The organism is Janibacter sp. HTCC2649, from assembly GCF_000152705.1.
Classification (GTDB): Bacteria; Actinomycetota; Actinomycetes; order Actinomycetales; family Dermatophilaceae; genus Knoellia.
Genome location: NZ_CH672413.1, coordinates 386948 through 407657 on the forward strand (window position 1 = coordinate 386948; position 20710 = coordinate 407657).

At 68.7% G+C, this 20710-nt stretch carries 21 protein-coding genes; 14 read left to right on the top strand and 7 right to left on the bottom strand.

Annotated features, from left to right (window positions below):
- Positions 1 to 112 precede the first annotated feature (112 nt).
- Positions 113 to 244 (bottom strand): hypothetical protein, encoded by a 132-nt coding sequence (locus tag JNB_RS22140; RefSeq protein WP_009774699.1) that lies wholly within the window; start codon positions 242 to 244, stop codon positions 113 to 115.
- Here JNB_RS22140 and JNB_RS01880 point away from each other — a divergent pair.
- Positions 189 to 1580, top strand: coding sequence for an HNH endonuclease signature motif containing protein (locus tag JNB_RS01880; RefSeq protein ID WP_237700739.1), 1392 nt, complete (start codon positions 189 to 191; stop codon positions 1578 to 1580). The genes JNB_RS22140 and JNB_RS01880 overlap by 56 nt on opposite strands.
- Positions 1581 to 1645: 65 nt before the next feature.
- Here the strand turns inward: JNB_RS01880 and JNB_RS01885 are convergent, their stop codons facing one another.
- The gene (locus JNB_RS01885; protein WP_009774701.1) at positions 1646 to 3505 is read right to left on the bottom strand and encodes a helix-turn-helix domain-containing protein; all 1860 of its coding nucleotides are present in this window, start codon (positions 3503 to 3505) and stop codon (positions 1646 to 1648) included.
- A 112-nt stretch (positions 3506 to 3617) separates the two neighbouring features.
- Between JNB_RS01885 and JNB_RS01890 the strand changes: the two genes are divergently transcribed.
- The 6 genes from JNB_RS01890 (at position 3618) to JNB_RS01915 (ending at position 9217) form a co-directional block, all read left to right on the top strand.
- Positions 3618 to 4475, top strand: coding sequence for an ABC transporter ATP-binding protein (locus JNB_RS01890; protein ID WP_009774702.1), 858 nt, complete (start codon positions 3618 to 3620; stop codon positions 4473 to 4475).
- A complete protein-coding gene (locus JNB_RS01895) occupies positions 4468 to 5175 on the top strand; it encodes an ABC transporter ATP-binding protein (protein WP_009774703.1) in 708 nt (235 codons plus the stop codon). The genes JNB_RS01890 and JNB_RS01895 overlap by 8 nt, the downstream gene beginning before the upstream one ends.
- A 103-nt stretch (positions 5176 to 5278) precedes the next feature.
- Positions 5279 to 6529 (top strand): ABC transporter substrate-binding protein, encoded by a 1251-nt coding sequence (locus JNB_RS01900; RefSeq protein ID WP_009774704.1) that lies wholly within the window; start codon positions 5279 to 5281, stop codon positions 6527 to 6529.
- Positions 6530 to 6571: 42 nt separating this feature from the next.
- Positions 6572 to 7441, top strand: coding sequence for a branched-chain amino acid ABC transporter permease (locus tag JNB_RS01905; RefSeq protein WP_009774705.1), 870 nt, complete (start codon positions 6572 to 6574; stop codon positions 7439 to 7441).
- Entirely contained in the window at positions 7438 to 8475 is a 1038-nt protein-coding gene (locus tag JNB_RS01910) for a branched-chain amino acid ABC transporter permease (protein WP_009774706.1), read from the top strand. The genes JNB_RS01905 and JNB_RS01910 overlap by 4 nt, the downstream gene beginning before the upstream one ends.
- Positions 8468 to 9217, top strand: coding sequence for a 3-hydroxybutyrate dehydrogenase (locus tag JNB_RS01915; protein WP_009774707.1), 750 nt, complete (start codon positions 8468 to 8470; stop codon positions 9215 to 9217). Before JNB_RS01910 ends, JNB_RS01915 begins: the two co-directional genes overlap by 8 nt.
- An 83-nt stretch (positions 9218 to 9300) precedes the next feature.
- Here JNB_RS01915 and JNB_RS01920 read toward each other — a convergent pair whose 3' ends face one another.
- Positions 9301 to 10413 carry a class I SAM-dependent methyltransferase gene (locus JNB_RS01920; protein ID WP_009774708.1) on the bottom strand — a complete coding sequence of 371 codons (1113 nt, stop codon included), beginning with the start codon at positions 10411 to 10413 and terminating at the stop codon, positions 9301 to 9303.
- 11 nt (positions 10414 to 10424) lie between these two features.
- A complete protein-coding gene (locus JNB_RS01925; RefSeq protein WP_009774709.1) occupies positions 10425 to 11960 on the bottom strand; it encodes a UDP-N-acetylglucosamine 1-carboxyvinyltransferase in 1536 nt (511 codons plus the stop codon).
- Between the two features lie 94 nt (positions 11961 to 12054).
- Here JNB_RS01925 and JNB_RS20215 point away from each other — a divergent pair, with 94 nt between their 5' ends.
- Together JNB_RS20215 and JNB_RS01935 are read left to right on the top strand one after the other, a co-directional pair.
- On the top strand, positions 12055 to 12549 hold the full coding sequence (locus tag JNB_RS20215) for a hypothetical protein (protein WP_148232280.1): 495 nt from the start codon (positions 12055 to 12057) through the stop codon (positions 12547 to 12549).
- Positions 12546 to 13415 (top strand): hypothetical protein, encoded by an 870-nt coding sequence (locus JNB_RS01935; protein WP_009774711.1) that lies wholly within the window; start codon positions 12546 to 12548, stop codon positions 13413 to 13415. Before JNB_RS20215 ends, JNB_RS01935 begins: the two co-directional genes overlap by 4 nt.
- Before the next feature lie 48 nt (positions 13416 to 13463).
- On the opposite strand, the gene JNB_RS01940 is transcribed toward JNB_RS01935, so the two are convergent.
- Both JNB_RS01940 and JNB_RS01945 read right to left on the bottom strand, forming a co-directional pair.
- Positions 13464 to 14750 (bottom strand): HRDC domain-containing protein, encoded by a 1287-nt coding sequence (locus JNB_RS01940; protein WP_009774712.1) that lies wholly within the window; start codon positions 14748 to 14750, stop codon positions 13464 to 13466.
- A 1-nt stretch (position 14751) separates the two neighbouring features.
- Complete coding sequence (locus JNB_RS01945) at positions 14752 to 15339, bottom strand: DUF3000 domain-containing protein (RefSeq protein WP_009774713.1); 588 nt, start codon at positions 15337 to 15339, stop codon at positions 14752 to 14754.
- Between JNB_RS01945 and JNB_RS21825 the strand changes: the two genes are divergently transcribed.
- The 3 genes from JNB_RS21825 to hemE all read left to right on the top strand — a co-directional run bounded on the left by JNB_RS21825 (position 15330) and on the right by hemE (position 17472).
- Complete coding sequence (locus tag JNB_RS21825; protein WP_237700589.1) at positions 15330 to 15518, top strand: hypothetical protein; 189 nt, start codon at positions 15330 to 15332, stop codon at positions 15516 to 15518. The genes JNB_RS01945 and JNB_RS21825 overlap by 10 nt on opposite strands.
- 9 nt (positions 15519 to 15527) lie before the next feature.
- Positions 15528 to 16361: a DMT family transporter gene (locus JNB_RS01950; protein WP_009774714.1), complete on the top strand. Its 834-nt coding sequence runs from the start codon at positions 15528 to 15530 to the stop codon at positions 16359 to 16361.
- Between the two features lie 82 nt (positions 16362 to 16443).
- Positions 16444 to 17472, top strand: coding sequence for a uroporphyrinogen decarboxylase (gene hemE, locus JNB_RS01955; RefSeq protein ID WP_009774715.1), 1029 nt, complete (start codon positions 16444 to 16446; stop codon positions 17470 to 17472).
- Here the strand turns inward: hemE and JNB_RS01960 are convergent.
- Positions 17461 to 18429: a DUF4349 domain-containing protein gene (locus tag JNB_RS01960; RefSeq protein WP_050766564.1), complete on the bottom strand. Its 969-nt coding sequence runs from the start codon at positions 18427 to 18429 to the stop codon at positions 17461 to 17463. The genes hemE and JNB_RS01960 overlap by 12 nt on opposite strands.
- A 126-nt stretch (positions 18430 to 18555) precedes the next feature.
- On the opposite strand from JNB_RS01960, the gene hemG reads away from it, so the two are divergent.
- Positions 18556 to 19977, top strand: a complete 1422-nt coding sequence (gene hemG / locus JNB_RS01965) for a protoporphyrinogen oxidase (RefSeq protein ID WP_009774717.1) — start codon at positions 18556 to 18558, stop codon at positions 19975 to 19977.
- A 4-nt stretch (positions 19978 to 19981) separates the two neighbouring features.
- A complete protein-coding gene (hemQ, locus tag JNB_RS01970) occupies positions 19982 to 20710 on the top strand; it encodes a hydrogen peroxide-dependent heme synthase (protein ID WP_009774718.1) in 729 nt (242 codons plus the stop codon).

Consider the following 20710-nt stretch of genomic DNA (forward strand, 5'->3'; position numbering starts at 1 on the left):
GAGTTCCGCTGCGCTGCAGGCGAATTCGCGTGTGGATAAACCTTTGAGTGTCAGCGAACAGGTGTACGATGAGAGGTATGGAGGGGACACCAGCACTGGCCGGGCCTGAGGTTCAGGTCCGCTCCTTCCTGTCCTCGTTGGGCACGGTCGAACCCGAGGGTTTGACCGAGGCGGAGCGGGTCGCGGTGGTGTCGGCGCTGGAGGCGTTGAAGGGTGCCGCGGCTGCGGCGCAGGCTCGCGTCACTGCCGCCGCGGTAGTGGATCGGGAAGCATTGGGTGAGGACTCCCGCAGTGTCCGGGCGGACCTTGCCTTGGCTCGGAAGTGTTCGCCGACATTGGCGGATCAGCACGTTGGTGTTGCCAAGGCACTGATGTCTGAGATGCCCGAGACGATGGCGGCGTTGACGAGTGGTGAGTTGAGCGAGAAGCGGGCGGGGATTCTCGTGCGGGAGACCGCCTGCCTGAGTGCTGAGCACCGGGCCGAGGTCGACAAGCAGTTGGCCGCAACGATGACGTCGCTGGGTGACAAAGCCCTTGCCGGTGCTGCCCGTCGGGCTGGTGCCGCGTTGGATGCGGAGTCGTTGGCTGAGCGGAACCGTCGCGCGGTCGCGAGTCGCCGCATGAGTGTTCGTCCGGCCGTGGACGGTATGGCGTGGTTGTCGATCCTGGGTCCAGTGAAGGACGTCATCGGCGCCCACGTCGCCCTGACCGCTGAAGAAGTTCGCCGTCACGTCATCGACCCCACCCTGTCCCCCGACCAATGGGAAGCTGCCGTGGCCGCGGCGAAGGCGGACGACCGCGGCAAGGGTGCTTGGCTCGCGGACCGCGCCCTGGAGTTGCTGTCCGGTCGGGCGAAGGGTCAGCCGCAACCGGTCGAGGTCAACCTCGTCATGACCGACAAAGTGTTGCTCCCGGCAGCGTTCGGCGGTCTAGCGCCCGCCGACGACGTTGCCGTCATCCCCGGCTGGGGTCCGATCTCTGGCGAGGAAGCTCGAGCGCACATCGCCGACCTGCTGAACCACGGCAATGACACCAACGGCGACACGACGAGCGGCACCGGCGCCGTTGGTGACGGTGGCGCGTTTGTGTGGCTGCGGCGCCTGTTCACCGACCCCACGGGGCGTGACCTCGTCGCCCTCGACTCCACCCGACGCCGCTTCCACGGCGGCCTGCGCAAATTCCTGCAACTGCGCGACCCCACCTGCCGCGTCCCGTGGTGCGACGCCCCAGCCATCGAAGCCGACCACGTCCAACCCGTCCACGACGGCGGCACCACGACCGGAGCCAACGCCAGCGGCCTGTGCAAACGCCACAACCAGATCAAGGAAGAAGTCGGCTGGTACTTCACCGTGCGCTCGACCGGCCTCGACGGGACGGGACCACACGGCATACGCATCACAACCCCCACCGGCCGAGTCCATGACTCGACGGCACCACCCATCCTCGGCGAAGGATGGCTGGGCACGACGCCCGATCCTGACCCCCCGTTCATGGAGCTGGATGAGGAGCAGGAACGATTCGCGGAAGAGTTCGGTGCGTGGCTCGAGCACGCGCAGGAGGGCCACTGTTGGGCTGCATGAACGGTCAGGGGCGTCCGGTCACGACGCGCTGGCGGCCTTGACGAGCGCACCGACACCAGCGCTTCTCAGCCGGCGGCCACGAGGTGTCGCAGCCGCAGCGCCAGCTGGAGCTCGAGCGCGCGCTCGGGTGACTGCCAGCCGTCGCCCACGAGGCGGGTGATGCGCTCAAGTCTCTGGGCCACGGTGTTCGTGTGGACGTGCAGGCGCGTGGCCGCATGCCGTGGGCTGGCTCCGGCCAGGAAGTAGGCCTCGAGCGTGCCCACGAGGTCGGTGCCCCGTGACATGTCGTAGTCGTGCAGTGGACCAAGAACAGAGTGCACGTATGCCGTGACTTCCGGTTGGGTGCCCACGATGAGTCCCGCGAAACCCAGGTCAGCGGCGGCCGCGCCATCGCCGCGGCGCCCGAGTGCGACGAGCGCCTCGGCCGTGCGGACGGCCTCGGTGTGTGCCGCCGCGAGGTCGGTCCCCAGGGTTCCTCCCGCCTCACTCACGGGACCGGCCGCACCCACGGTGACGATCTGGTTGCGCGACAGGCGCTGGGCCAGATCGGTTGCGGCAGAGCCGGGTTCGACGCCGGGCAGGAGAGCCACAACATGCCCCTCGACCTCCCCGACGAGGCCGACGCCGCCCAGTGCGGCGTTGACCGCCAGCACGAGGGATCGAGCCGTCGCCGCCTCGGTCCCGAGCACAGCGAGCAGGCAGGAGGGTTCGCGCAGGTCGAGGCCGAGCGAACGAGCCGCCGGGAGCAGCAGGCCAAGATCGGCGTGGCCGCTGACGAGGCCCGAGACGAGGTCGGTGCGCTGTTGCTGGCGGGTCTCGGCACGGTTGCGCTCACCGAGAAGGACGAGCGCGGTGACCACGGCGGCACGCTCGACGGTCCGCTCGTCGGAGTCATCCATGGACGAGACCTCGCCGATGACGAGCGAGCCCAGTGGCTCTCCGGCCGCAGCGATGCCGATGGCCCACGCGTCACCGACGCGGGACAGTCGCCCACCCTCGACGCCCCCCTCGAGTTGGGCGGTGAGATCGGTCAACGCCTCGCCACTGGGCGGGGACTCGCCCGCGATGCTGCGCGGCATCCCCTCGAGGTCGAGCAGGAGGGCCCATCCGCCGAGGAGCTGAGTCAGGGACTCGGTGAGGTCATCGACCCCACCGCCCTCGAGGACGATCTCAGCGAACCGGTCGTGTGCCGCGGCCGCGCGCTCGATGCCGGCGGCGTAGTGGCTCACGCGGTCAGTGGCGTTGGAGAGGGCGGCCAAAGTGCGGGTGGCCTCCTCGACCGCCCGCACCTGGACGATCGTCACGGCCGCCAATGCCGCGAGTGAACCGAGGAGGGCGACCTCGTCGTGGGTGAAGGGTCGCGGGGTGCGGTTGGAGGCGAACAGCACCCCGACGAACTCGTCCTTGACGAGCAGGGGAGTGCCACAGATGGCGACGAGGCCCTCGTCACCGACCGCGCCATCGATGGAGTGGGTGTGGCGAAAGCGAGCATCCGCGAAGTAGTCGGCGGTCCAGTAGGGCTTGTGCGACTGTGCGACGAGTCCTCCGAGGCCTGCGCCGAACGCCAGCCGCACGACCTGGAACTGCGCCGAGACCGAGCCAGCGGTCGCCCGCATGTAGGTGTCGCCACGCTCGTGGTCAAAGAGAGTCAGGTAGGCGACGTCGGTGCCCATGAGGGTGCGGGCGCGCCGGACGATGGCGTCGAGCACGACCGAGGGGTCGCTCATCGAGGCCAGCTCGCCGGCCGTGTCGACGAGAGCCGCCAGCTGCTGTTCGCGGCGGCGCTGCACATCGAAGGCGCCGCTGATCCTGATGGCGAGGTCCCGGGCGTGGGGATCGACGTCGAGGGAGGCCAGGTCGCCTGCGGACGCCCCGGAGGCGAGCATCTCGAGCAGGCGGGTGCCCACGTCCACGTCATCGTGCATGTGACCGATCCTAGGCCGCCCACCCAGCCACCGTATGGGCCGTTGCACCATGAGAAGGGGCAGACCATGGTGCCCCGCGCCATGTGAGCCCTCCCCGGTCCGTCCTAGGGTGATGCCTCATCGCCTGCAGACGTCCTGCACCGCGGAGCACAAGGAGGTGCTGGTGAGCGCGAGCCCATCGACCACGGAATCCAGCTCGACGTCCCGTCCGTCGTCGCCGATTCTGCGGACTGTCGACCTGACGAAGGACTTCAGGGGCTTCACTGCCGTCAACGCGGTGAACCTCGACGTCGCGGAGGGCACGATCCACGCGCTCGTCGGCCCCAACGGTGCGGGCAAGACCACGCTCTTCAATTTGCTCACCGGCTTCCTCACGCCGACGTCGGGGCAGATCCTCCTGAGGGGCGACGACATCGCCGGGAAGCAGCCCGAGCAGATCGCCCACCTCGGCGTCGCCCGCTCCTTCCAGATCACCAGCCTGTTCGACGAGATGACCCTTCTCGAGCACCTCGAGCTCGCCCTCGCCTCACCGACCGGGATCGGCTACCGGTTCTGGACCTCGCGCAAGCGGCTTGGTGCCTTCCGCGAACGCTCGATGGAGCTGCTCGGAGAGGTCGGCCTCGCCGACCGCAGCGGCCAACGAGCCGGCTCCCTCGCCTACGGCCAGAAGCGCGCTCTCGAGATCGCCCTGGCGCTGGCTCTCGATCCGTCCTTGCTCCTCCTCGACGAGCCCACCGCAGGCATGGGTCTCGAGGACGTCGACCGGACCATTGCCCTCGTCAGATCAGTCTCCGACGGACGCACGGTCGTCTTCGTCGACCACAACATGCACGTCGTGGGCTCGCTCGCCGACAACGTCACCGTCCTCCAGTCGGGCGAGGTCCTCGCAGAGGGGACCTACGACGAGGTGCGGGTCGACGAAAAGGTCATCACGGCATACCTCGGAGAGGCTGGAGACACCCATGAGTGACACCTTGCTCAAGGTCGACAACCTCTCGGCGTTCTATGGCGAGGCGCAGGTGTTGCGTGACGTCTCCATCGACGTCGCACCCGGTGAGGTCGTCACGCTCGTCGGCCGCAACGGAGCCGGCAAGACGACCCTGCTGCGCTCGATCATGGGGCTGCACAAGGGAACTCGCGGCTCGATCGCCTTCGCGGGGAGCAGCCTCGACGGCAAGTCCGCCGACAAGCGCGCCCGTCTCGGACTCGGGTGGGTCCCGGACGACCGCGGGATCTACGCCACCCTCACCGTCGCCGAGAACCTCAGCCTCCCGCCCGTCGTCGACAAGGCGGCAGCGTGGAGCCTGGACAAGATCTACGAGCAGTTCCCGGTCCTGCGCGAACGCCGTGACTTCCCGGGCACCAAGCTCTCCGGCGGTGAGCAGCAGATGCTCGCGATGGCTCGCCCGCTCCGGGCGGGGTCGCGACTCCTGCTCCTCGACGAGCCGAGCGAGGGACTCGCGCCGGTGATCGTCAACCAGATCGGCCAGATCATCCGTGACATCAAGGCCCAGGGCGTCGCGGTCCTCCTCGTCGAGCAGAACGTGAAGTTCGCGTCGACCGTGGCCGACCGCCACAACCTCCTCGCCCAGGGCGAGGTCGTCGAGAGTCTCGACAACGCCGAGTTCCAGTCCCGCACAGCGGAACTGCTCCAGCACCTCGGCATGTAGCCGAGACCACTCCAACGCTCTCGATCCAAGAGCACTGCACCAACACAGAACCGCACCAGGACACGGACCGCCGGGCACGGCATACACACCCCAGGAGGGGAACATGCGAAACACCAAGATGATCAGCCTTGCGGCCATGGTGGCCAGCTCAGGTCTGCTGCTCACCGCGTGCGGCAGCGCAGGCGGCGGCCCATCGAGCGCCAGCGGCAAGATCAGCGACGACAAGATCGTCCTCGCCGTCCTCAACGACCAGTCCGGTGTCTACAAGGACCTCTCCGGCACCAACTCGGTCGAGGCCGTGAAGATGGCCGTCGAGGACTGGAAGGCCGCCCACAAGGACGATGCGGTGACCAAGAACATCGAGGTCGTCACGGCCGACCACCAGAACAAGCCCGACATCGCCAACACCAAGGCGCAGGAGCTCTACGACCGGCAGAAGGCCGACATCATCCTTGACGTCCCGACCTCGTCCGCGGCCCTCGCCGTCGCGACGCAGGCCAAGGCGAAGAAGAAGGTCTACATCAACATCGGCGCCGGGACGACCGCCCTCACGGGGGCGCAGTGCAACAAGTACACGTTCCACTGGGCCTACGACACCTACATGCTCGCCAAGGGCACGGGTGGCACGCTCACCAAGGATGGTGGCAAGAAGTGGAACGTCGTCTACCCCGACTACGCCTTCGGTCAGGACATGACCAAGTCGTTCGAGGGCCAGATCTCCTCCGCCGGCGGTGCGATCGGCCAGAAGGTCCCGACGCCGTTCCCCAACGACAACTTCGCGACCTACATCACCAAGGCCGCGGCAGACAAGCCTGACGTCATCGGCACGATGCACGCGGGCGGCGACCTCATCAACTTCGTCAAGCAGTACAACCAGGCCGGGATCAGCGACCAGATCAAGCTCGCCGTCGGTCTGATGTTCATCACCGACATCCACAGCCTCGGTGCCGAGCAGTTCAAGGGCGTCACGTTCACCGACGCCTGGTACTGGAACTTCGATGACCAGAACCGTAAGTGGGCCGACAAGTTCCAGGCCAAGACGAAGACGCGCCCGTCATTCGCCCACGCTGCGAACTACTCGGCGGCCTACAACTACCTCGAGGCCGTCCAGGAAGCCGGGTCCGACACCGGTGACGACGTCGTCGCCAAGCTCGAGGGCAAGAAGATCAACGACTTCTTCCTGCGCAACGGTGAGGTCCGCGCGGCCGACCACCGCGTCATCCACGACGCCTACCTCGCCGAGGTCAAGCCGCAGTCCGAGGTCACGGAGGAATGGGACCTCGAGAAGATCGTCGCCACCATCCCCGCGGCCGAAGCCTTCAGGCCGGCCGCCGAGTCCGGCTGCTCGATGTGACGTCCCGATTCCCTTCGTCCAACAGAGGTCACTGATTCAGCGATGAGTGCATTCATCCAGTACACGCTCCAGGGTCTGGCGACGGGCGGCTTCTATGCCCTCGCCGCCCTGGGGCTGGCGGTCATCTTCGGTGTCATGGGGGTGGTCAACTTCAGCCACGGCGCCATGTACATGCTCGGCGCGGTCGGGTCGGCCGTGCTCCTCGACGTCGCGGACGTCCCCTTCTGGGGTGCCCTCGTCATCATCCCGATCCTGTTGTTCCTCTTCGGGATCCTCGTCGAGCGACTGCTGGTGAGGTGGTTGTTGGGGCTCGATCCGCTCTACAACTTCCTGCTCACCTTCGGCCTGACGCTGCTCATCGTCGACCTGGTCAAGAGGCGCTACGGCGTCTCCGGGTTGCCGTACGAGCTGCCGGCAGGACTTGAGGGTCGGGTGAGCGTCGGCGGGCTGAGCCTGTCGAGTTACCAGCTGTTCGCGGCGTTCTTCTCGGTGGTCCTCTGTGTCGCCGTGTGGATGCTCCTCACCAAGACGCGCATCGGCATGATCGTGCGGGCCTCGACCGAGGACGCCGAGCGCACCCGCGCCCTGGGCATCAACGTCGGCCGCTGGGTGACTCCGGTGTTCGGCTTCGGGATCGCGCTGGCCGGTGTGGCCGGTGTGCTCGCTGCTCCGTTCCGCGCCATCACTGCCGACATGGGCAGCAACTTCATCATCATCCTGTTTGCCGTCGTCGTCATCGGCGGGCTCGGCTCGATCCTCGGCGCTGTCGTCGCCGGGTTCCTCGTCGGGCTCGTCGAGGCGTACGGCCAGGCCTACGCACCGTCCTACGCGCAGGTCCTCATCTTCGTCCTCATGGCAGCGGTCGTCCTCGTCCGCCCGGCAGGACTCTTCGGCCGCGAGGAGGCCTCATGAGTGCCCAGCTCACCGAGACGACGCGGGTCGAGACGGCTGCATCGGCCGCACCCGACCGCAAGCTCAACCCGTTCGTGCGGGCCGGCATGCTCGTCGTCGCACTGCTCGTCATCCTCGCCCTGCCCTGGTACATCTACCCGCCCGTGGCCATGGACATCATGGCGTGGGGACTGTTCGCGATCTCCGTCGACCTGCTGCTCGGCTTCACCGGGTTGCTGAGCTTCGGGCACGCGATGTTCTGGGGCACGTCGGCCTACGTCACGGGACTCATCGCCACGCGTTCCGGACTGCCCTTCCCCGTCGCGATCCTCGGTGGCGCCGTCGTCGCCATGCTCATCGCGGTGCCGACGGGCTACCTGGCGGTGCGCCGGACCGGGATCTACTTCGCCATGGTGACGCTGGCGTTCGCCCAGATGATCTTCTTCATCGCCAACCAGGCACGCGACCTGACCGGTGGGGAGAACGGCCTTCAGGGCATCCCCAAGACGTTCTTCGGTATCGAGCTCGTCGAGACCGACCCGTTCTACTTCTACTACGCCGCTCTGCCGCTCATCCTGCTCGGGGCCTTCGTCGCCTGGCGCACGGTCTCCTCGCCCTTCGGTCGCGTCCTCCTCGCCATCAGGGACAACCCGGCCCGTGCGCGTGCCCTCGGCTACGACGTCGAGCGCTACAAGATCATGGTGTTCGTCATCTCGGCCGGCATCGCTGGCCTCGCCGGGGGAGTGTTCTCGGTGAGCCACGGGTTCGCGTCGCTACAGGAGCTCATCTGGCAGACGTCCGGCAAGGTCGTGCTCATCACCGTCCTCGGTGGCATCGGCACCCTGTGGGGTGGCCCGCTCGGGGCTGCGGTCGTCGTGCTTCTCGAGGACTCCCTCGCGTCGTCCGGCTTCAACGGCATCGGCATCATCACCGGCACGATCTTCGTGCTCATCGTCCTGCTCTTCCGCAAGGGCATCTGGGGCACCGTGGCCGACCTGGTCGCCCGAATCCGTGGCCGTGCGGCAACTGCTGCCCAGGGGAAGCGCGATGCTTGACGGTCGCACTGCGCTCGTCACGGGCGCCGGAAGCGGGATCGGTGCCGCCGTCGTGGATCGCCTCGTCGCCGAGGGAGCCCACGTGCACGCGGTGGACATCGATGGCGACGCCCTCAAGGCCCTTGTTGACCGCCTCGGCGAGGAGCGGGTCACTCCGTGGGTCACCGACCTGTCCGACCTCGGCGCGCACGGCGGGCTGCCCACCGACATCGACGTCCTCGTCAACAACGCCGGGATCCAACACGTCGCACCCGTCCACGAGTTCCCCGTCGAGGAGTTCGAGCGGATCCACCGGATCATGCTGCTCTCGCCGTTCCGGCTCGTGCGCTCCTGCCTTCCCCACATGTATGCCGCCGGGTGGGGTCGCGTCGTCAACGTCTCGTCCGTGCATGGGCTCCGGGCCAGCGAGTTCAAGTCGGCGTATGTGTCGGCCAAGCACGGCCTCGAAGGGCTGAGCAAGGTCGTGGCCCTCGAGGCCGGGGACAAGGGCGTCACGAGCAACTGCATCAACCCGGCGTATGTGCGAACGCCATTGGTGGAGAAGCAGATCAGCGCACAGGCGCAAGCACACGGCATACCCGAAACCGAAGTCCTGGCGGAAGTCATGCTGACGCCGGTGGCCGTGAAACGGCTCATCGAGCCGGCCGAGGTCGCCGACCTCATCGGATTCCTGTGCGGGCCCTCGTCGGCGTCGATCTCGGGCTCGTCGTTCAGCATGGACGGCGGCTGGACCGCCCACTGACCCTCACACCGACTTCGTGCCCCGCACGGACACACAGACGTCGGCTGCGCTCACGCAACGTGTCCGTGCGGGGCACGAAGTCGTCAGGTGCGCTTGCGCGAGCTTGTCACGGTGAACTTGCTCGTGCGCTGGACCTGCTTGGTGGAGCCGATGGTCCTGTCGAGGATCGGCCGGTAGTTCAGCGGGGTGTTCCAGACGACCCAGAGCTCACCGCCGGGCTCCAGTGCCCGGGCCGCCTCGGCGAAGAGGCGCTCGGCCAGGCGCGTGTGGACTGCGGCACCGACGTGGAAGGGCGGGTTGAGCACGATGAGCTGTGCCGACGCCGTGGCGACGGTCTCGAGCCCATCGGCGCGAACCACCTCCACGCGGTCACTGACACCGTTGGCGGCCGCGGTCGCGCGAGTTGACGCGATCGCCGCAGCCGACTGGTCGGTGGCCAGGACGTGGAGCTCGGGGCGAGCCAGGGCCAGAGCCGCCGCCACGACACCACTGCCGCAGGCGAGGTCGATGGCCCGCTCGGCCTGACGCATCTCCGGGATGTGGTCGAGCAGCAGGCGCGTCCCGATGTCGATGCCGTTGCCGGCGAAGACGCCACCGTGGGCCGCAATCGTGAGGCCTGCGTCGTCGTGCCGCTGCTCGCGCGGCCAGGACACAGCGACTCCTTCGCGCGGACCCGTGACGTGCAGGGCACGCGACTTCTGGCGGGCGCGGCTGGGGCGCACGTCCTGGAAGTGGCTCGAGAGAACGTCATTCATCGTCAGCGCCATGTGCTTGACCCGGCCGCCCGCGACGAGGTGCACGTCGGGGTGGGCGTGCGCCGCGATGAGCTGGGCGATCTCATCGAGCTCATCGAGCGAACGAGGCAGCTGCAGCAGTACGAGGCGGGCACCGCGCACCAGGTCAGCATCGAGGGCGTGGTGCTCGAAACCATCGACTCGACGGCGAGCGGCGTTGGCGTCGAGCGCGCGTTCACCCAGGACACCGTCCTGGTACACCCGCACCCGGGTTGCGCCGCCGTCGAGGGCCCCGAGGGTCAGGGCTCCGTGCCGGTCGCCGATGACCACGATCTCGTCGGGGAGTCCGCCGGTCAGCTCCCTGGCCTCATCGAGGATGAGGGAGTCGCTGGCGTCCCACGCCTGGAGGTTCGAGGCCTCGACATCGGGCCAGCGGCGCAGGTCGTTCCAGTCAGTCGTCAAGGTGTCGATGATCAGATGTCGCGGAAGATCTCGATGGTGGCCCCGAGAGCGTTGAGTCGCTCGGCGAGATCTTCGTAGCCACGGTTGATCACATAGACGTTGCGCAGCACGGAGGTGCCGTTGGCCGCGAGCATCGCGAGGAGCACGACGACACCGGGGCGCAGGGCCGGCGGGCACATGACCTCGGCCGGACGCCACTTGGCGGTACGACCGGTGATCATGACGCGGTGCGGGTCGAGCAGCTGCACCTGGGCGCCGACCTTGGTCAGCTCGGTGAGATAGATGGCGCGGTTCTCGTAGACCCAGTCGTGGATCATCGTCGTGCCCTCGGCGCAGGCCGCGATGAGCGCGAAGAACGGCAGGTTGTCGATGTTGAGGCCGGGGAACGGCATCGGCGCGATCTTGTCGATCGGGGCCGTGAGCTGGCTCGGCAGGATCGTGATGTCGGCGAGGCGCGTGTGGCCGTTCTTGGCGAGGTACTCGTCGGAGATCTCGTACTGCAGCCCCATGCCATCAAGGGTCGCGAGCTCGATCTCGAGGAACTCGATCGGCGCACGCTCGATGGTGATCGAGGACTCCGTGACGACGGCCGCGGCGATGAGGCTCATGGCCTCGATCGGGTCCTCGCTGGGGGAGTAGTCGACGTCGACGTCGATCGACTCGCAGCCCGTGACCTTGAGGGTCGTCGTGCCGATGCCCTCGATCCTGACGCCGAGGCGCTCGAGGAAGAAGCAGACGTCCTGGACCATGTAGTTCGAGGAGGCGTTGCGGATGACCGTCGTGCCCGGGTGGAGGGCGGCGGCGAAGAGGACGTTCTCGGTGACAGTGTCGCCGCGCTCGGTGAGCACGATGGGCTTCTCGGGGCGCGTGTTCTTGTCGACCTTGGCCTCGTAGGAGCCGTGCGTGGCCGCGACGTCGAGCCCGAACGCCTTGAGGGTGGCAAGGTGCGGCTCGACGGTGCGCGTGCCGAGGTCACACCCGCCGGCGTAGGGCAGCGAGAACGTGTCGAACTGGTGCAGCAGCGGTCCGAGGAACATGATGACGGTGCGCGTGCGGCGGGCGGCCGCGACGTCGATGGCGTCGAGGTCGAGCGTGGCCGGCGGGATGATCTCGAGGTCGCTGCTGTCGGGGAGCCAACGCACCTTGACGCCCATCGAGGTGAGGACCTCGATGATGCGGTTGACCTCCTCGATGCGCGCGAGGTTGCGCAGCGTGGTGCGGCCCTTGTTGAGCAGGGCGGCGCACAGGAGCCCGACCGCGGCGTTCTTGGACGTCTTGACCGGGATCGAGCCGGACAGCTTGGCGCCACCGACGATCCGCAGGTGCTGGGGGCCGCTGTGGCCGAGGGAGACGAACTCGCTGCCGAGGGTCTCGCCGACGCGGGCGAGCATCTCGAGGCTGAGGTTCTGACGGCCCTGTTCGATGCGGGCGACGGCGCTCTGGCTCGTGCCGAGCTTGTCTGCGAGCTCGTTCTGGGTCAGGCCCTGATGGCGGCGCGCATCCCTGATCAGGGTGCCGATCCGGGTGAGGTAGCTGGACTCAGTCATGCCGAATAGCGTATGTCAAATATGAGATAACGCAAGCCTGCGCGCCACGCACAGGTTCCCCGGCAGACGCCCTCACGCATGCCACCATGTCGCTATGACAGGGGTCCCGACGCGTGAAAATCTTCCTTGGTATGCCGTGGGCTGGCGGTTGGTCGTGAGCGTGGCGGTCGTGGTCATCGTCGCTGCGGGCACCCTCGTCGGCAACGACGGCTGGTGGCCCTTCTCACCCATGTCGCAGTACGCCTTCTCGGTGAAGAACGACGGCGTCATCAACTCCTTGACCATGGGGGCTCTCACCGTGGATGGCGAGGAGATTCGGGTGCCCTTGTCCAAGGAGAAGATCGGCATCGAGCGCTCCGAGATCGAGGGGCAGGCACCGCGCATCATCAACAACCCGGGCCTGCTCCAGGACGTCGCAGTGCTCCACCGCCGCCGCCTCAGCCATGAGCCGGCCTATCGCACCATCTGGTTGCAGAACACCCAGCGCGACATCCGCACGGGCACGACGACGGTCAAGACCCTCGTCTCGTGGAACGTCGTCGATCCCGCCAATCCGGCGCCGAGCGGCATCTCGCAGGATGCTCGATGAGGTCGGTGCGCACGTTCCTCGCGCCGTCCCTGCCCCTCGCCCGGGTGGCGTGGATGCGCCGCTTCATCTACGCGTTCGTGTGGCTGGACGTGTTGTGGATCGTCACCGACCCCATTCCGCACGGTGACGTCCCGGCGAGTCTCTACCGAGGGCTCAGCGTGCGGTCCCTGCTCGGCATGCCGGCGCCGTCCCACACCTATGTCCGGGTCCTGCTCGCGCTCATCCTGATCAGCTCGCTGTGTGCGGCCCTCGGGCGCCTTCCGCGACTGGCCGGATGGGTCACCGCGATCGGAATGCTCGACTGGGTCAGCAACGCCTTCGCCTACTCCAAGGTCGATCACGACCACTTCGCCCTCATCGTGGCGCTGTTCGTGCTGCCCACCGTGGGCCGGGCCAGCATCCGCGACGTCGAGGTTCGCTCGGAGGCTGCGGGCTGGGCCATCCGGATGATCCAGATCGGGGCCGTCTCGGTCTATGCGTTGTCGGCCTGGGCCAAGATGCGCTTCGGCGGCTGGGGCTGGGCCAACGGCGCGACCCTCATCTGGGCCCTGACGCGCCGACCCAACGGCATCGGACCGTGGGTCGGGTCGCACCCGTCGCTCACCCACGCGCTGCAGTGGATCGTCCTCGTGGCCGAGTTCTGCGCGCCGATCATGCTGTGGCTGCGTGGCAAGGCGCTCTATGTCGCGTTGTCGTTCTGGGCGGGCTTCCACCTGAGCACCTACCTCATGCTCAAGATCCACTTCCTGCCGTTGGCGGTGTGCCTGCTGGCCTTCCTGCCGCTGGAGCGCATCGGGTCCGTCGCGGATCGGCTCGCACTGGTCCGCTCGCGGCGGGCAAGGGTGAGCACGCAGGTCGCCGAGTAGCGAGCGCGCCCACGAAGGGCGAGGGGGCGGCATACCCGCGAAGGTCTGTCAGCTGGCGTCGGGATGGGCCGCGAAGGCCCGGGCCAGCATCGGCGCGACGATCTCGGCCTGCCACTGCCGGACGCCGTAGTCGTAGAGCGCCTCTGTGAAACCGGCCTCGTCACGCTCCGTCGGAGGTCGCCACACGGCCCGCCGCAGCGGGTCGGGCGAGATGACGTTCTCGATCGGGATCTGGCGTTCTTCGGCGTATGCCGTGAGCTCGGCTCGCGTGGCCGCCAACCGTTCCGCGGCGATCGGGTCCTTGTCGGCCCAGGAACGCGCCGGCGGGGGTCCGTCGGAACGGATCGTGCGCTGCGGCAGGTCTGCCTCGTCGATGGCGTTGGCGCGCTTGACCGCAGCCACCCACTGGCGGCCGTAGCGCGAGATGGCTCGGTGCCCGCTCGGGAGATCGGCCGGTGAGGTCGGCGCCTCGGTGGCAATGGAGATGAGACCTGCGTCGGGCAGGATCCGGCCGGGGGAGGTGTCGCGGTCGCGGGCGATGTCGTCACGGGCGTACCAGAGCTCGCGCACGACGGCGACGCCGCGACGGCTGCGGATCGTGTTGAGTCCGCTGGTGCGACGCCACGGGTCGACCCGCTCGGTGGGCTCCCACGTGAGCAGCGCCTCGAACTCCTGGCGGGCCCACTCGGACTTGTCCTGGCGCGCGAGGTCGACGCCCATGAGGTTGCGGAGCTCGGTCAGCACCTCGACGTCGAGCGCGGCGTAGCGCAGCCACGGCTCGGGCAGGGGGCGCGTCGACCAGTCGACGGCCGAGTGCTCCTTGGCCAGAGCGAGACCGAGGTAGTGCTCGACGACGGCGGCCAGACCCACGCGGGGGAGTCCGAGGAGTCGGGCGCCGAGCTCGGTGTCGAAGAGCTGGACGGGGCGCAGCCCGACCTCCGCCAGGCACGCGAGGTCCTGGGTGGCCGCGTGCAGGATCCACTCGGCGCGGCCGATGGCGTCGTTGAGGGGAGAGAGGTCCGGGCAGGCGATCGGGTCGATGAGCCAGGTGCCGGAGCCCTCACGGCGCACCTGGATGAGGTAGGCGCGCTGGCCGTAGCGGTAGCCCGAGGCGCGCTCGGCGTCGACCGCGACAGGACCTTCACCGGCGGCGATCGCCTCGGCTGCCTCGGTGAGTCGACGCTCGGTCTCGACGACGTCAGGCGTGCCGTCGGCGGGCTCGTTGAGGGGTGTGGGAGGGGGAGGCGACGGCTCTGTGTCATCGGCGATGTCGGTGTCTGCGGCGATGTCGGCGTCTTCGGTGGGGTCGGACGCGGTGGAAGGAGCGTCGGTCATGTCAGCGGCGGGGCCCGGGCAGGGCGACGACGCCCTCGGGCAGGGGAGGGAGGCCAGCGATGGTGCAGAGCAGATCGGACCAGGCGAGAAGGTGCTGACCGGCATCGGGTCCGACGGGGGTCCACGACGCGCGCACCTCCATCTCGACACTGGCCGGACGGTCGGCGAGACCGGCGAAGCTCTGGCTGACGACTCGGGTGACGGTGCCGGCCTCGTTGATCGCCTCGACGTCGCGGTTGCCCAGGGCGTCAACGAGCCAGGACCAGCCCACTTCACCCAGGAGCGGGTCAGCGGCGAGCTCGGGTTCGAGCTCGGCGCGGGCGAAGGTCACGGCGCGCCACTCGCCGCCCCAGGGCTCGGGTGCGGACGGGTCGTGGAGGAGGACGAAGCGGCCCGAGGCCAGCTCGTCCTCGTCGTCGGCGGCGGAGCCGAGCACATCGGCGGTGAGGGCCACGGCATACGGAGCGATCCGTTGCGGTGCGGGCACCTCGGTGATCCGGACCTCGGGACGCAGCCGGACGTGCCTGAGCGCCTCGAGAGCCTCGGTGAACTCCGGGGACTCGCGGCCAGGAAGAGAGCGTGTTGCCACCTGATGAGGGTATGCCGGGTGGCTGGGTTCGCGTCGAGGCCACGCCGGGGTTGTGCCGCCATGACCAGCCCGGACCACGTTGCATCGATCGCCGCTGGGCCATCGATCCGGCGGATCCGGTGGGCGCCCTGGCGTTCGCGGGCCGGATCGCGGACCCATGGGCGAGCACTCACTCCTAGGCTGCGTGAGTGCTCTCACTCCTTGCCCTCGCGTCCTCGGCGGTGTGGGGGACCTCGGACTTCTTCGGTGGCCTCATGGCCAAGCGGCTTCCGGCCGTGGCAGTCGTGGGGATCACCCAGGGCCTGGCGTTCCTCCTCCTCTGTCTCGTCGTCCTCGTCCGGTTGGCGCTCGGCCACCCGCCGGAGTGGGGGAGCTGGGTGGGCTGGGCCGTCCTGGCCGGAGTCAGCGGCTCGACCGGGCTCGTCGCCTTCTACACGGCACTGGCCAGCGGCACGATGGGCGTCGTCGCACCCATCGCGTCGATGGGCGTCCTCGTCACCGTCGGCCTCGGTGTTTCGACGGGCGAAACACCGTCGCCCTGGGTGTGGGTGGGTATCGCCGTGGCCGTCGTCGGGATCGTGCTCGCGTCCGGTCCCGAGATCTCCGGCGCCGTGTCACCACGTCCGGTGCTCCTCGCCTGCGTTGCCGCTGCCGCCTTCGGTCTCGGCCTCTTTTCCCTTGACCGGGGTTCGCGCGACTCACTGCTCATGACGTTGTGGGGGATGCGGTTCACCTCGGTCGTGATCTTTGCCCTGGCGGCGCTCGTGCTCCGGTCCGTCGGTGGCGCCGGACGTGCCCACCTGCTGCCCCTTGCTGCGATCGGCTCGGCCGACCTGCTGGCCAACACGCTCTTTGCCACAGCCTCCTCACGCGGACAGGTGAGCGTCGCCTCGGTGCTGGGCTCGCTCTATCCGGTCGCGACGATCCTGCTGGCGCGCATCGTCCTGGGGGAGCGGCTGCGCCCCATCCAGCAGATCGGTGTCGTGCTTGCTCTGGCTGGCGCCGGCATCATCTCGCTCTGACCCTCCCACCCTCTTCCCCACGAAGACGGGGAGGGGGTATGGGCCGAGAGGGCAACCAGTGGTGAGGTGAGAGGATTCCGCGGTGATCTCCGACAGCCCGCTCGTCCTTGCCGCCACCCGCCAGCCCGTCCCGCACACCCCCGTGTGGTTCATGCGCCAGGCCGGTCGTTCGCTGCCCGAGTACCGCGCGCTGCGAGAGGGCACCGTCATGCTGGAGGCCTGCCGCACGCCTGACCTCGTCACCGAGATCACGATGCAGCCCGTGCGTCGGCACAACGTGGACGCGGCGATCTTCTTCTCCGACATCGTCGTGCCGCTCGCGGCCGTCGGCGTCGATCTCGACATCGTCCCGGGCACGGGACCCGTGGTGCCGGCACCGTTCCGCACGCGCGCGGACCTCGACCGTCTCCCGGAGCTGACCGCCGACGCCATCCCCGACATCACCGAGTCGGTGCAGCGACTCGTCGGCGAACTCGGGTCGACGCCGCTCATCGGCTTTGCCGGCGCACCGTTCACCCTCGCGTCCTACCTCGTCGAAGGTGGGCCCTCGCGCACCCATGAGAAGACCAAGGCGCTCATGCACGGCGACCCGCAGCTCTGGAACGACCTCTGTGAGCGCCTCGCCCAGATCTCCGGCGCCTTCCTGCGCGTCCAGGTCGAGGCCGGAGCCAGCGCCATCCAGCTCTTCGACTCCTGGGTGGGGGCGCTCCCGAGAGCCGACTACACGGCATACGTGCAGAAGCACTCGGCCACAGCGCTCGCCGCGGTCGCAGACCTCGGTGTGCCGCGCATCCACTTCGGTGTCGGAACCGGCGAACTCCTCGACCTCATGGGCGAGGCGGGGGCCGACGTCGTCGGCGTCGACTACCGCGTCTCACTCACCGATGCCGTTGCGCGACTGGGGGATGCGTATGCCGTGCAGGGCAACCTGGACCCGGCTCTGCTGGGTGCGCCGTGGGACGTGCTCGAGGCCCGGGTGCGCGCGATCGTCGACGAGGGGCGCCATGCGCCGGGACACATCTTCAACCTCGGCCACGGAGTCCCGCCGCATGCCGACCCCGACGTCCTCACGAGGATCGTCGACGTCGTGCACGAGCACTCAGCCCGCTGACGGGGGCATCGGTCCGCCAGGGCCCGCCGGCTGGACCAGGGGTGCGACGTAGGCCGGCCGCAGTGCCCGACGACGGCGCATCCACCAGATGACGGGAGCGAGCACGAGGCCGATCGCGACGGCGAACGGAAGCACCGCGCCGATGACCGTGACGAGGACCGCGAGGGAAGCGGTGAACGCCGACCATCCGGCCTTGAGGCCCGACAGGAAGCCACTCGAGGCGATCGGCTCCTCGAAGTCGTCCGTGGACAGCGAGATCGAGATGGGTGACATCGTCACCGAGTCCTTGAGATTGGTCAGCTGTGCCGTGAGGGCGTCGAGGTCTGCCTGACGGGCGGACAGCTCGTTCTCGAGAGAGACGAGATCGCCCACCGTCGTCGCCTTGGCGAGCAGCTCTCGAATCCGGGCGACGCTCGCCGTCATGGACTTCACGCGGGCCTCGGTGTCGACGTAGGTCGCCGTGACGTCCTCGGTCGAGGTGTTGCGGAACTGCAGGTCGCCGACCTTCTCGAGAAGCGTGATCGTCGCGTCCAGTGAGTTCGACGGGACGCTGATGGTGATGGACCCGGAGGTGTTGCTGCCCGCCGCACCGGAGTAGAGCTCCTCGGACAGCACGGCACCGTTCTGCTGGGCGGCGATGGCCCGGATGCGCGTGGCCGACTCCGTGAGGCCCTTGACCTTGAGCTGGAGGTTGGCGCGCCGGACGAGCTTCTGGTCCACCCCGGCCCGAGCCTGGTTGGTCGCCCCGGACTTGCCGGTGCTGTCGGCCTCGAACGCCTTCCCGGCGTTGTCCTGCGGTGCGACCTCCCCGCTCGCGGCCTGCGCGCCGCTGTCAGCGGAGTCGTCGCCGCCGCCACCGCACGCGCTGAGTCCACCCATTGCGAGGAGGCCGGCGAGAGCGGCGCCCGCGAGGCGGCGGCGCACGTGCCCGGAGGGGCGCAGAACCTGGTTGCTCATCGTGCTCTCCACTTCTCCGGATGGACCGGCTGCTCGAAACTCTTGGTGGTGAGACTGCTCTTCGTAGGTCACGGGTTCCCACGATCCGGGTCACGAGTTGATGACGGCCGGTGAGAGAGTGGGTCGGTGAGCGCAGCCGCACCCGATGCCCGCCCGTCCGTCGTCGTCATCGGCGGTGGAGTTGCTGGGCTCACGGCGGCCCGCGATCTGCTCGTGTCCATGCCGGGAGCCCAGGTGGTGCTCCTCGACGCGTCCGACCGGGTGGGCGGCAAGGTGCGGCGCGAGGAGATCGGCGGACACCTCGTCGACGTCGGCGCGGAGGCGATGCTGGCCGTGCGACCCGAGGCCCTCGATCTCGTGGGTGAGCTGGCCGACTCGGCGGAGGTCGTGACTCCGACGACGACCTCGGCGCGAGTGTGGTCCCGCGATGGGCTGCATCCGTTGCCGCGCACCCGAATTGGCGTCCCATTCGCTGACTCCGTCGTGGCGGGTCTCCTCACCGCTGACGAGGAGTTCCGGATGCGTGCCGAGGCCGAGGCGCCCGAGGTGGGCGACGACGTCTCCGTCGCCGACTACATCGGTGGTCGGTTGGGTTCCGCTGTCGTCGACCGTCTCGTGGAGCCACTCCTGGGTGGTGTGTATGCCGGCCAGTCCAGTCGGTTGTCCCTGCGCGCCACGATGCCGGCCGTCTGGGCGATCGCCCGGGCGCGCGGATCCCTGCTGGCGCCACCGGTCGTCGACCCGCAGGCTGGCACGGCGCGACCACCGTTCATCGGCATCGCGGGTGGCGTGGGCCGCCTGGCCGAGCTGCTCGCGGCCGACATCGAGAAGCGTGGGGGAGTCATCGAGTCGGCCACGATCGTGCGCGGTCTGGAGCGCACCCCCAGTGGATGGTCCGTCCTCAGCGGACCGACGACCCAGCCGCGCCGACTCGAGGCGGACGCCGTCATCGTGGCCGTCCCCCCGCCAGCGGCCTCCAGGCTGCTGTCCCCGATCTCGTCGGCTGCGGGTGTCGCGCTGGGGGAGATCGAGATGGCGTCCGTCGCCGTGATCACCCTGGCCGTGCCCAGGGCCGAGGTCGCGTCGTGGCAGGGCTCGGGTTTCCTCGTTCCTCCGGTCGACGGCCGAGGCATCAAGGCCAGCACCTTCAGCTCGGCCAAGTGGGGCTGGCTCGCAGCGGAAGGTGACGACACGGCATACCTGCGTGCGTCTGTCGGACGCGCGGGCGAGACCGCGTCCCTGCAGCGTGACGATGCCGACCTCGTGGCCCTGGCAGTGCGCGAGATCTCCGAAGCGGTCGGCGCCCCGCCGCTCACGCTCATCGACAGCCACGTCCAACGATGGGGTGGCGGCCTGCCGCAGTACACCGTGGGACACGTTGAGCGCATTGCCCGCGTGGCCGGAGCGGTCGCGGAGGTTCCTGGCCTGGAAGTGGCCGGGGCGGCATACCAGGGCATTGGCCTTCCGGCCGTCATCGCGTCTGCGCACGCGGCAGCGGCGGCGACAGCGACCCACCTGAGGGCGGTCGCGGCGCGCGCGCGAGAATGACGGCATGAGCACCCCGACCGGTCGTCCCACCCCGAGCAAGCCCACCCCCACCCAGATGCGCGAGATCAACGAGTCGATCCGCTACACCATGTGGTCGGTCTTCGAGGTGACCGAGCCGCTGGGCAAGGACGACCGGGCTGCCATGGTGGCCGAGGTCGAGGAGCTCGTCGCCGAGCTCGAGTCCGGTGACGTGGTCGTGCGCGGGTTCTATGACGTTGCGGGACTGCGCGGCGACGCCGACCTCATGGTCTGGTGGCACGCCGAGCGCATCGAGGACCTCCAGGACGCCTATCACCGCCTGCTCCGGACGGACTTCGGCGCACACCTGTCCTCAGTGTGGTCCAACGCGGCGATCCACCGGCCGGCCGAGTTCAACAAGAGCCACGTGCCCGCCTTCATGGCCGGTGAGGACCCCCGCGCCTATGTCTGCGTGTACCCGTTCGTGCGGTCCTACGAGTGGTACCTGCTCGAGGAGAACGAGCGTCGCGACATGCTGCGCGAGCACGGCCAGATGGCCCGCGAGTTCCCCGACGTGCGCGCCAACACGATCTCGTCGTTCGCGCTCGGCGACTACGAGTGGATCCTGGCGTTCGAGGCCGACGAGCTGCACCGGATCGTCGACCTCATGCGTGAGCTGCGGCCGTCGCGGGCCCGGTTGCACGTGCGCGAAGAGGTGCCGTTCTTCACCGGTCCGCGCGTGGCCGTCGCCGACCTCATCGCACGCCAGCGCTGA

Bases quoted from the DNA above. Each gene is read 5' to 3' on its own strand.
- JNB_RS01935 (WP_009774711.1), top strand. From the start codon at position 12,546: ATGAGGTCGGTGCGCACGTTCCTCGCGCCGTCCCTGCCCCTCGCCCGG.
- JNB_RS01895 (WP_009774703.1), top strand. From the start codon at position 4,468: ATGAGTGACACCTTGCTCAAGGTCGACAACCTCTCGGCGTTCTATGGC.
- JNB_RS01925 (WP_009774709.1), bottom strand. From the start codon at position 11,960: ATGACTGAGTCCAGCTACCTCACCCGGATCGGCACCCTGATCAGGGAT.
- JNB_RS01915 (WP_009774707.1), top strand. From the start codon at position 8,468: ATGCTTGACGGTCGCACTGCGCTCGTCACGGGCGCCGGAAGCGGGATC.
- JNB_RS20215 (WP_148232280.1), top strand. From the start codon at position 12,055: ATGACAGGGGTCCCGACGCGTGAAAATCTTCCTTGGTATGCCGTGGGC.
- JNB_RS01890 (WP_009774702.1), top strand. From the start codon at position 3,618: ATGCCTCATCGCCTGCAGACGTCCTGCACCGCGGAGCACAAGGAGGTG.
- hemQ (WP_009774718.1), top strand. From the start codon at position 19,982: ATGAGCACCCCGACCGGTCGTCCCACCCCGAGCAAGCCCACCCCCACC.
- JNB_RS01910 (WP_009774706.1), top strand. From the start codon at position 7,438: ATGAGTGCCCAGCTCACCGAGACGACGCGGGTCGAGACGGCTGCATCG.
- JNB_RS01885 (WP_009774701.1), bottom strand. From the start codon at position 3,505: ATGCACGATGACGTGGACGTGGGCACCCGCCTGCTCGAGATGCTCGCC.
- JNB_RS01960 (WP_050766564.1), bottom strand. From the start codon at position 18,429: ATGAGCAACCAGGTTCTGCGCCCCTCCGGGCACGTGCGCCGCCGCCTC.
- JNB_RS01900 (WP_009774704.1), top strand. From the start codon at position 5,279: ATGCGAAACACCAAGATGATCAGCCTTGCGGCCATGGTGGCCAGCTCA.
- JNB_RS01940 (WP_009774712.1), bottom strand. From the start codon at position 14,750: ATGACCGACGCTCCTTCCACCGCGTCCGACCCCACCGAAGACGCCGAC.
- JNB_RS01905 (WP_009774705.1), top strand. From the start codon at position 6,572: ATGAGTGCATTCATCCAGTACACGCTCCAGGGTCTGGCGACGGGCGGC.